8 protein-coding genes are annotated in these 10,326 nt (G+C 71.9%); all 8 read left to right on the forward strand.

Annotation, left to right across the window (positions count from 1 at the left end; genetic code table 11):
* Nucleotides 1-73: 73 nt before the first annotated feature.
* Nucleotides 74-1,237 carry an ABC transporter substrate-binding protein gene (locus TSO221_RS30710; RefSeq protein ID WP_109122311.1) on the forward strand — a complete coding sequence of 388 codons (1,164 nt, stop codon included), beginning with the start codon at nucleotides 74-76 and terminating at the stop codon, nucleotides 1,235-1,237.
* Nucleotides 1,238-1,393: 156 nt separating this feature from the next.
* Nucleotides 1,394-2,431, forward strand: a complete 1,038-nt coding sequence (locus TSO221_RS30715; protein WP_109122312.1) for a branched-chain amino acid ABC transporter permease — start codon at nucleotides 1,394-1,396, stop codon at nucleotides 2,429-2,431.
* The gene (locus tag TSO221_RS30720) at nucleotides 2,428-4,191 is read left to right on the forward strand and encodes a branched-chain amino acid ABC transporter ATP-binding protein/permease (RefSeq protein ID WP_109122313.1); all 1,764 of its coding nucleotides are present in this window, start codon (nucleotides 2,428-2,430) and stop codon (nucleotides 4,189-4,191) included. The genes TSO221_RS30715 and TSO221_RS30720 overlap by 4 nt, the downstream gene beginning before the upstream one ends.
* Nucleotides 4,188-4,916, forward strand: a complete 729-nt coding sequence (locus tag TSO221_RS30725) for an ABC transporter ATP-binding protein (RefSeq protein ID WP_109122314.1) — start codon at nucleotides 4,188-4,190, stop codon at nucleotides 4,914-4,916. The genes TSO221_RS30720 and TSO221_RS30725 overlap by 4 nt, the downstream gene beginning before the upstream one ends.
* 12 nt (nucleotides 4,917-4,928) lie before the next feature.
* Entirely contained in the window at nucleotides 4,929-5,741 is an 813-nt protein-coding gene (locus tag TSO221_RS30730; RefSeq protein WP_109122315.1) for a universal stress protein, read from the forward strand.
* 16 nt (nucleotides 5,742-5,757) lie between these two features.
* Complete coding sequence (locus tag TSO221_RS30735) at nucleotides 5,758-7,215, forward strand: methyl-accepting chemotaxis protein (protein WP_109122316.1); 1,458 nt, start codon at nucleotides 5,758-5,760, stop codon at nucleotides 7,213-7,215.
* Nucleotides 7,216-7,294: 79 nt separating this feature from the next.
* Nucleotides 7,295-8,098, forward strand: a complete 804-nt coding sequence (locus TSO221_RS30740; protein ID WP_109122317.1) for a crotonase/enoyl-CoA hydratase family protein — start codon at nucleotides 7,295-7,297, stop codon at nucleotides 8,096-8,098.
* A 253-nt stretch (nucleotides 8,099-8,351) separates the two neighbouring features.
* On the forward strand, nucleotides 8,352-10,208 hold the full coding sequence (locus TSO221_RS30745; protein WP_109122318.1) for a feruloyl-CoA synthase: 1,857 nt from the start codon (nucleotides 8,352-8,354) through the stop codon (nucleotides 10,206-10,208).
* Nucleotides 10,209-10,326: the final 118 nt, after the last annotated feature.

A 10,326-nucleotide genomic window follows, 5' to 3' on the forward strand; every position in this document is an offset into this window, starting at 1 on the left:
GGGCGCCGACACGCGCTGCCTCGGCCCGGGGCGCATCCAACAAAAAATCACGACCGCATCCTGGAGGGAACGCATGACCGAGATCCGTTCTACCGCCTGCCGTGGCTTGCGCCGCGTTCTTCTTGCCGCCGGGGTGGCGGCGGCGCTGCCGGGCGCGGCGCTGGCCGACGTCACCGTCGGCCTGATCGTCCCCGCCACCGGCTCCACCGCCGCCCTGGGCATCCCGGCGAAGAACACCGCCGCGCTGTTTCCCGAGACGATCGCCGGCGAGAAGCTGCGCGTCATCGTTGTCGACGACGCCTCCGATCCGACGACCGCCACCACCCAGGCCCGCCGCCTCGTCACCGAGGAGAAGGTGGACGTGCTGCTCGGCTCGGTGATGACCGGGGCGGCCATCGCGGTGGCCGGGGTGGCGCGCGAGAGCGAGGTGCCGCAGCTCTCGCTGTCGCCCATCGACCTGCCGGCGGGGGCGGACAAGTGGACCTTCCGCATGCCGCAGAACGTGACGCTGATGGCCAAGGCGGTCATCGCCCACATGCGCGCCAACAACGTCAAGACCGTGGGCTTCATCGGCTTTTCCGACGCCTGGGGCGACTTCTGGCTGCGCGACCTGAAGGCGCTGGCGGATGCGAGCGGCTTCAAGCTGGTGGCGGAGGAGCGCTACGCGCGCGCCGACACCTCGGTGACCGGGCAGGCGCTGAAGCTGCTGGCGGCGCGGCCGGACGCCATCCTGGTCGGCGCGTCGGGCACCGCGGCGGCGCTGCCGCAGATCACGCTGCGCGAGCGCGGCTACAAGGGGCCGATCTACCAGACGCACGGCGCGGTCACGCACGACTTCATCCGCATCGGCGGTGCCGCGGTGGAGGGCGCCATCCTGGCCTCCGGCCCGGTCATGGTCGCCGATCAGCTGCCGGAGGGCCACCCGGTGCGCGCCGTCGCCTCCGACTACGTGACGAAGTACGAAGCCAAGTACGGCGCCAACACCCGCACCCAGTTCGGCGCCCACACCAACGACGCCATCGAGGTGCTGAAGCGCGTGGTTCCCGTCGCCCTCAAGACGGCGAAGCCGGGCAGCAAGGAATTCCGCGCGGCGCTGCGCGACGCGCTGGAGAACGAGAAGGAGATCCCGGCCAGCCAGGGCGTCTACAACTTCACCAAGGACGACCATTTTGGGCTCGACCAGCGCGGCTACGTGCTGCTGACCATCGAGAAGGGCGGCTGGAAGCTGCTGAAGTGAGGCATTGAGGCCCTCCCCCGCCTCCGGCGGGGGAGGGAGGGGCCCCGCGAAGCGGGGAGGGTGGGGGCAACGGCCATCCCGGGAATTCACTGCCCCCACCCAACCCTCCCCCGCCGGAGGCGGGGGAGGGCAGTGCGCGCCCTCACGGAGGTATCCTTGGATTCGACCATCGTGCTGTTCCTGGCCCAGGACGGCGTGACGAACGGCGCGATCTACGCGCTGCTCGCGCTGTCGCTGGTGCTGGTGTTCACCATCACCCGCGTCATCTTCATCCCCCAGGGCGAGTTCGTCGCCTACGGCGCGCTGACGCTGGCGGCGTTCGAGCGCGGCGTCTTCCCGATGACGGCGTGGTTCACCGTGGCCCTCGGCCTCGCCGCCTTCGCCGCGGACGTGATCCGCGACCCGGCGGCGCGCCGGCCGCGGCGCTTGGCGAAAGCGCTGGCTGGCGACATCGGCGCGCCGGCCGCCCTGCTGCTGGCGACGTGGGTGGCGGTGCCGCTGAAGCTCGGCCCGCTGGCCGAGGTGCCGCTGACGCTGGCGATGCTCGCCCTGCTCGGCCCCTTCCTCTACCGGCTGGTGTTCCAGCCGCTGGCCGAGGCGTCGGTGCTGGTGCTGCTGATCGCGGCGGTCGGCGTGCATCTGGCGATGGTCGGGCTGGGCCTGCTGGTCTTCGGGGCGGAGGGGTTCCGCACCGCCCCGCTGACCGCGGCCATGTTCGAGGTCGGGCCGGCGCTGGTCAGCGGGCAGAGCCTGTGGGTGCTGGGCGTCACCGGCGGCCTGATCGCCGCGCTGTGGGCCTTCTTCGAACACACGCTGACCGGCAAGGCGCTGCGCGCCACCGCCGTCAACCGGCTGGGCGCGCGGCTGGTCGGCATCCCCACCACCGCGGCCGGGCGCATCGCCTTCGCGCTGGCGGCGCTGATCGGCGCGCTGTCGGGGGTGCTGATCGCGCCGGTGACCACGGTCTTCTACGACACCGGCTTCCTGACCGGGCTGAAGGGCTTCGTCGCCGCCATCATCGGCGGGCTGGTCAGCTATCCGCTCGGCGCCGCGGCGGCGATCCTGGTCGGGCTGGTCGAGGCGTTCGCCTCCTTCTGGGCCAGCACCTTCAAGGAGGTCATCGTCTTCACCATCATCATCCCGGTCCTGCTGTGGCGCTCGCTGCGCTCGACCCACGTGGAGGACGAGGAATGAGGCGCGTCCTTCCCGTCGCGGCGCTGGCGGTCGGCGTCCTGCTGCCGCTCGTCCCGGCGACGCCGGAGTTCTGGATCACACTGCTCAATTACATCGGCCTGTCGTCGCTGGTGGTGATGGGGCTGGTGGTGGTGACCGGCGTCGGCGGCATGACCTCCTTCGGGCAGGCCGCCTTCTGCGGCTTCGGCGCCTACACCACGGCGGTGCTGACCACGACGTACGGCCTGTCGCCGTGGCTGAGCCTACCGGCGGCGCTGGCGCTGACCGGGGTGGCGGCGTGGGGGCTCGGGCTGCTGACGGTGCGGCTGTCGGGGCACTACCTGCCGCTCGGCACCATGGCGTGGGCGATCAGCCTGTTCTACCTCTTCGGCAACCTCGACGAGCTGGGCCGCCATGACGGCATCTCCGGCATCCCGCCGCTGAGCGTCGCCGGCATCGCGCTCTATGAGGGGCGCGCCGTCTACTACGTGATCTGGACGGTGGTGCTGCTGGCCGCGGTGGCGACCTTCCACCTGCTGGACTCCCGCGTCGGCCGCGCCATCCGCGCGCTGCGCGGCGGCGTCACGGCGGCCGAGGCGTTCGGCGTCGACACCGGCCGCGCCAAGCTGATCGCCTTCGTCTACGCGGCGCTGCTGGCGGCGGTGTCGGGCTGGCTGTTCGCCCACGTGCAGCGCGCCGTCAACCCGACGCCCTTCGGCCTCAACGCCAGCATCGAGTACCTGTTCATGGCGGTGGTCGGCGGCGCCGGGCACGTCTGGGGCGCGGTGCTGGGGGCGGGCCTCGTCACCGTGCTGAAGGACCAGCTGCAGGCCGTCCTGCCGCGGCTGTTCGGCGGCTCGGGCAACTACGAGGCGATCGTCTTCGGCGCGCTGCTGGTGGTCCTGCTGCAGTACGCCCGCGACGGCCTGTGGCCCTTGGTGACCCGCTTCCTGCCCGAACGGGCGCCGGAACCGGCCAAGCCGGGCGCCGAGGACCTGCCGCGCCGCGCCTTCCCGGTGCCGGGCAAAACGTTGCTCGACATCGACGCGCTGCAGAAGAACTTCGGCGGCCTCGTCGCGGTGAGGGACGTCGGTTTCTCGGTCCGGGCCGGCGAGATCATCGGCCTGATCGGGCCGAACGGCGCCGGCAAGAGCACGACGTTCAATCTCGTCACCGGCGTCCTGCGCCCCTCGGCCGGCGAGGTCCGCCTGCTCGGCGAACGCATCGGCGGGCTGCCGTCGCGGGCCATCGCGCGGCGCGGCGTGGCGCGCACCTTCCAGCACGTCAAGCTGCTCCCCACCATGAGCGTGCTCGACAACGTCATGCTGGGCGCCCACCTGCGCGGCCGCGCCGGGGTGGCGCAGGCGGTGCTGCGCCTCGACCGCGTCGAGGAGGAGCGGCTGCGCTGGGAGGCGACGCGGCAGCTGGAGCGCTGCGGCCTCGGCGACAGCCTGCACCGGCCGGCCGGCACGCTGGCGCTGGGGCAGAGCCGCATCGTCGAGATCGCCCGGGCGCTGTGCCTCGATCCCATGCTGCTGCTGCTCGACGAGCCGGCCGCCGGCCTGCGCCACGCCGAGAAGCGGGCGTTGGGCGACCTGCTGCGCCGCCTGCGCGACGAGGGCACCACCATCCTGCTGGTCGAGCACGACATGGACTTCGTCATGGGGCTGGTGGACCGGCTGGTGGTCATGGAGTTCGGCGTGAAGATCGCCGAAGGCCTGCCGGCCGAGATCCGCGGCAACCCGGCGGTGCTGGAAGCCTATCTGGGAGGCATCGAATGAGCGCTCCTGTGTTCGAACTGCGCGACGTCTCCGTCGCCTACGGCAAGATCGAGGCGGTGCGCCGGGTGTCGCTGGAGCTGGGCGCCGGCCGCATCGTCACCGTCATCGGCGCCAACGGCGCGGGCAAGACGACGCTGCTCAACGCCGCCATGGGCATCCTGCCGGCGGGAGGCGAGATCCGCTTCGAGGGGCGGGCGCTCGGCCACGACAGCATCGAGGCGCGGGTCGCCGCCGGCATCTCGCTGGTGGCGGAGAAGCGCGAGCTGTTCGCCACCATGTCGGTGGAGGACAACCTCCGCCTCGGCGCCTACACGAGGCCGCGCGGCGAGCGCGTCGCCGCCGCGCTGGAGGAGGTCTACACCCTGTTCCCGCGCCTCAAGGAGCGGCGCAAACAGGCGTCCGGCACGTTGTCGGGCGGTGAGCGGCAGATGCTCGCCATGGGCCGCGCGCTGATGGCCCGGCCCAAGGTGCTGATGCTGGACGAGCCGAGCCTCGGCCTCGCCCCGCGCATCGTGAAGGAGATCCTGCACCTCGTCGCCGACCTGCGCCGCACCGGCGTCGCCATCCTGCTGGTCGAGCAGAACGCCCGCGCCGCGCTGCGCATCGCCGACTACGGCTACGTGATGGAGACCGGCTCGGTCACCCTGCACGGCCCGGCGGACACGCTGGCGAACGATCCCCGCGTCATCGAGAGCTACCTCGGCTTCGCCGAGTGCGCCGCGTAACGGAGACCCGTCATGTCGCTGAAGAACCTTCTCGTCCACCTCGACCACGGCGCGCGCTGCGCGGTGCGGCTGGACCTTGCCGTCGCCCTGGCCCGCCGGCACGGCGCCCGCCTCACCGGGCTGTTCGCCGAAAGCGGCAAGGCGCATTCCGTCGGCGTCGTCGCGACGTGGCCCAGCGACGCCTACAAGGAGGCCGCCGCCGCCAGCCGCGCCGCCTTCGCCCGGGCGACCGAGGGGCTGCCCGGCGCCGAGTGGCGCGACGCCAACCGCGGCGCCGGGCAGGAGGTCGTCCACGCCGTCATCGAGGAGGCCCATCATTACGACCTCGCGATCCTCGGCCAGGACGCCGGCGACGGGCCGTCGCCGGTGCCGCAGGGGCTGGCCGAGCAGGTGGTGCTGAACGCTGGCCGGCCGGGACTGGTCATCCCCTACGTCGGCGCGGTCGACAGCGTCGGCCGGCGCCCGCTGATCGCCTGGAACCACAGCCGGGAGTCGGCGCGCGCCCTCAACGACGCCCTGCCGCTGATCGCCGGGTGCGAGGAGGCGACCGTGGTCACCTTCGTTGCCCACCCCGATGACGAGCGGGCGGCGGCGCGCGACTGCCTCAAGCACTTGGAGGCGCACGGCATCGCCGCCACCGTGGACTGCCTGGCGGCCGAGGGGCTGGGGGTGATGGACCTGCTGCTCAACCGCGCCGCCGACACCGGCGCCGACCTGCTGGTGATGGGCGCGCACGGCCACATCGGCTTCCCCTACCTGCACCGCAGCGGCGGCACCCGGCACATCCTGGCGCACATGACGCTGCCGGTGCTGATGTCCCACTGACGGCCGAGACCCGACCATGGCGATCCCCCCCTTCCAGCGCCCGCAGGACGGCGAGGCTGTCCCCGATACGACGGCTCCCGACACGACGGAGACGGCCGTCACCGTCCTCAACGAGGCGAGCCGGCGCATCGGCGACCTCGGGCTGGAGCTGGCCGACATCACCACCAACGTCGACGCGGTGGCCGCCGTGGTCGCCCGCCAGGGCGAGCAGTTCCGCCACCTGCGCGGCGCGGCGGAGACCATGATGGCGGCCAACCGCGAGATCGACGGGCTGGCCGCCGGGACGCGCACCGTCTCGGCGCACGCCGTCGAGGAGATCCGCAACTCGCGCCAGGCGCTGCAGAACGCGGTCGGCAACATCACCGACCTGATCGAGGGGGTGGGGCGCATCGACGCCCAGCTCGACCGGGTGGACGAGTCGCTGCGGCAGGTGGCGTCCTTCTCCGGCGTCATCGAGACCATCGCCAAGCAGACCAACCTGCTGGCCCTGAACGCCACCATCGAGGCGGCGCGGGCGGGGGAGGCCGGGCGCGGCTTCGCCATCGTCGCCCGCGAGGTCAAGGATCTGGCCGAGCAGACGCGGCGCGCCACGCTGCAGATCGGCGAGACGGTGCGCACCCTGGCCGCCCAGGTGGAGGCGCTGGTGCGCGAGACCGCCGCCGCCTCCACCTGCGGCGGGCGGGCGCGCGAGGCGACCGGCCTCATCGAGGGCTTCATCGTCGGCATCGAGACGGACTTCGGCACGGTCGGCGGCTCGGTGCAGACCATCGCGTCGAGCGCCCACACCAACCTCGGCAACTGCGCCGGCCTGCAGCGCGAGCTGGACGAGCTGGAGGGCTCGGTCGATACCTCGTCCGGCAGCCTCGGCGCCGCCGACCGGCGGCTGGCGGCCCTGCTGGAGACCTGCGAGGACCTGATCGACTTCATCGGCGTCAGCCCGGTGCCCACCGACGACACGCCGTTCCTGGAGGCGGCGCGGCGGGCGGCGGAGCAGACCATCAGCGCCTTCGAGGACGCGGTGGCGCGCGGCGAGCTGACCCTCGACCAGCTGTTCGACGAGGCCTACCGGCCGATCCCCGGCAGCAACCCCGAGCAGTTCCTGACCGCCTTCACTCCCTTCACCGACCGCGTGCTGCCGCCGATCCAGGAGCCCGTCCTGGCGATGAGCCCGCGCGTCGCCTTCGCCATCGCCAGCGACCGCAACGCCTACCTGCCGACGCACAATCTGAAGTACTCGCAGCCGCAGGGCGCCGACCCCGTGTGGAACACGGCGAACTGCCGCAACCGGCGGATCTACGCCATGCGCGCGACGCTCAAGGCGGCCCGCGTCGGCAAGCCGGCGATCCACACCATGCGGCGCGACATGGGCGGCGGGCGCTTCGTGCTGATGAAGCTCGCCAACGTTCCCATCGCGGTGCGCGGCCGCCATTGGGGGGCGTTCACCGTCGCCTATCTGCCGCCGGATCTGCGCTGACCGGTTCGTCGGCGCTTGACGCGCTGTCACTGAATGTTATAAAACATAACAATCATGTTTGGTAACTTAGAGGTCGCCGATGCGGTGGGGTGAGAGAATTCTGGAGAGCGCGCTGCCCTCCTCCTTGCGGGCGGAACTGCGGGGCGACGTGGCGCTCCTGACGCTGGTCCGGCCGGAGAAGCGCAACGCGCTCAACGACGACACCATCCTCGGCATCGAGGCGTTCTTCCAGGCTCTGCCGGTCGAGGCGCGGGCCGTGGTGCTGGCCGGCGAGGGCGAGAACTTCTCGGCCGGCCTCGACCTTTCGGAGATCACCGAGCGCAGCACCGTCGAGGGCGTGTCGCACTCCATGATGTGGCACCGCGCCTTCGAGCGCATCGAGTTCGGTCGCGTGCCGGTGGTCGCCGTGCTGAAGGGGGCGGTCGTCGGCGGCGGGCTGGAGCTGGCCTGCGCCGCCCACATCCGGGTCGCCGAGCGCAGCGCCTACTACGCCCTGCCCGAGGGGCAGCGCGGCATCTTCGTCGGCGGCGGCGCCTCGGTGCGCGTGCCGCGCCTGATCGGGGTGGCGCGGATGGCCGACATGATGCTGACCGGCCGCGTCCACGACGCCGAGTCCGGCTACGCGCTGGGCCTGTCGCAGTATCTGGTGGAGCCGGGTGCTGGACTGGACAAGGCGCTCGACCTCGCCGGCCGCATCGCGGCGAACGCGCCGCTCACCAACTTCGCGGTGATCCAGGCGCTGCCCCGCATCGCCGAGGCCGATCCGCGCCAGGGCTTCATGATGGAGGCGCTGATGGCCGCCGTCGCCCAGGGCAGCGACGACGCCAAGGAGCGCCTGCGCGCCTTCCTGGAGAAGCGCGCGAAGAAGGTGACGGAGTTCTAAGGGGGCTTGCGAAACGGCTTGGACCTCTTTCGATCGTCATCCCCGCGAAGGCGGGGATCCAGGAAGAGCCCCGACAGGGGCGACATGAGTCATGTGGCTCGCAGACGCGAGCACTGGATCCCCGCTTTCGCGGGGATGACGGAAAGGGATGGTTCAGGGTGGACAGAAAGCCGCTTGGCCGCCGGCGGCGGCACGGACAACGAACAAACAGGCCAGGGGGAAAATCCCCGGCGCGTTCATGGGAGGAACGCTCATGATGGAACTGATGCGCGAGGTCCGTCTCGGCGGGATGGGCGTGGCGGTGGAGCGGCAGCCGGACGGGACCATGCTGGTGCGCTCCGAGAGCGCGCTGGAGGACTATCCCGACAAGCTGACCCTGTGCCTGGAGCGCTGGGCGCGCGAGGCCCCGGACCGGGTGTTCCTCGCCCAGCGCGCGCCCGGCGGTGGCTGGCGCGAGGTGACCTACGCCGAGGCGCTGGCGCGGGTGCGCGGCATCGCCCAGGCGCTCATCGACCGTGGGCTGACGCGCGAGCGCGGCGTCGCCATCCTGTCGGGCAACGACATCGAGCACGCGCTGCTCGGGCTGGGCGCGCAGTACGCCGGGGTGCCCTACGCCCCGGTGTCCACCGCCTACTCGCTGGTCAGCACCGATTTCGGCAAGCTGCGCCATGTGCTCGGGCTGGCGACGCCGGGGCTGGTGTTCGCCGCCGACGGCGCCCGCTACGCCGCCGCCCTGCGCGCCGCCGTGCCGGCGGGTGTCGAAATGGTGGTGACGCACGGCGCGTCCGAGGGGATCGCCGCGACGAACTTCGCCGAGCTTCTCGCCACGGTGCCGACGCCGGCCGCCGATGCCGCGCATGCCGCGGTGGGGCCGGACACGGTGGCGAAGCTGCTGTTCACCTCCGGCTCGACCGGCATGCCCAAGGGGGTGATCAACACCCAGCGCATGCTGTGCAGCAACCAGCAGATGCTGCGGCAGGTCTTCGCCTTCCTGGCCGAGGAGCCGCCGGTGCTGGTGGACTGGCTGCCGTGGAACCACACCTTCGGCGGCAACCACAACTTCAACATGGCCCTCTACAACGGCGGCACCTTCTATATCGACGAGGGCAAGCCGGTCGCCGACGGCATCCTGCCGACCGTCGCCACCCTGCGCGAGGTGGCGCCGACCTTCTACCTCAACGTGCCCAAGGGCTACGAGGCGCTGGTGCCCCACCTGCGTGCCGAGCCGGAGCTGCGCAAGCGCTTCTTCAGCCGCCTCAAGGTGCTGTTCTACGCCGGCGCCGGCCTGTCTCCGCACATCTGGGACAGCCTGGAGGACCTTGCCATCGACGCCTGCGGCCAGCGCGTGGTGTTCGTCACCAGCCTGGGCTCCACCGAGACCGCGCCGGCGGCGCTGATCTGCAACCGGCCGGTCGAGCAGCCGGGCATCGTCGGCGTCCCGGCGCCGGGCGTCGAGGTGAAGCTGGTGCCCACCGCCGAGAAGCTGGAACTGCGCCTGCGCGGTCCGACCATCATGCCCGGCTACTGGCGCCAGGACGAGCTGACCGCCAAGGCGTTCGACGAGGACGGCTTCTATTGCATGGGCGACGCGCTGCGCTTCGTCGATCCGGAGCGGCCGGACCTCGGCTTCGTCTTCGACGGCCGCATCTCGGAGGATTTCAAGCTGGCGACCGGGACCTGGGTCAGCGTCAGCACGCTGCGCGGCGCGGTGCTGCGCCATTTCGCGCCGCTGGTCAGCGACGTGGTGATCGCCGGGCACGACCGCGACGACGTGACCATGCTGATCGTCCCCGACGTGCCGGCCTGCCGCGACGCCTGCCCGGACTTCGCCCGCGACCTGTCGGACGCCGAAGTGCTGCGCCGGAGCGAGGTGCGGGCGTGCTTCCAGGCGCTGCTCGACGAGTTCGCGCGGACCAGCACCGGCAGCTCGAACCGCATCGGCCGGGCCATCCTGCTGGAGGAGCGGCCGTCGCTCGACGCCGGGGAGATCACCGACAAGGGCTCGCTGAACCAGAAGGCGGTGCTGGCGCGCCGCGCCGCCCTGGTCGAGGCGCTGTACGCGCCCGAACCGGGACCGGAGGTCCTGGTGGCGGGGCGGGCCGGCGCGTAAAGCCCCTCTCCCGTCCCGGGAGAGGGTGGCCGCGCAGCGGCCGGGTGAGGGTAAAGCCGAGGATCCTTGCACTTTCCCTCACCCTCCCGCTCGTTCCGAGCGGGCCCCTCCCTCTCCC

This window comes from Azospirillum sp. TSO22-1 (assembly GCF_003116015.1).
Lineage (GTDB): Bacteria > Pseudomonadota > Alphaproteobacteria > Azospirillales > Azospirillaceae > Azospirillum.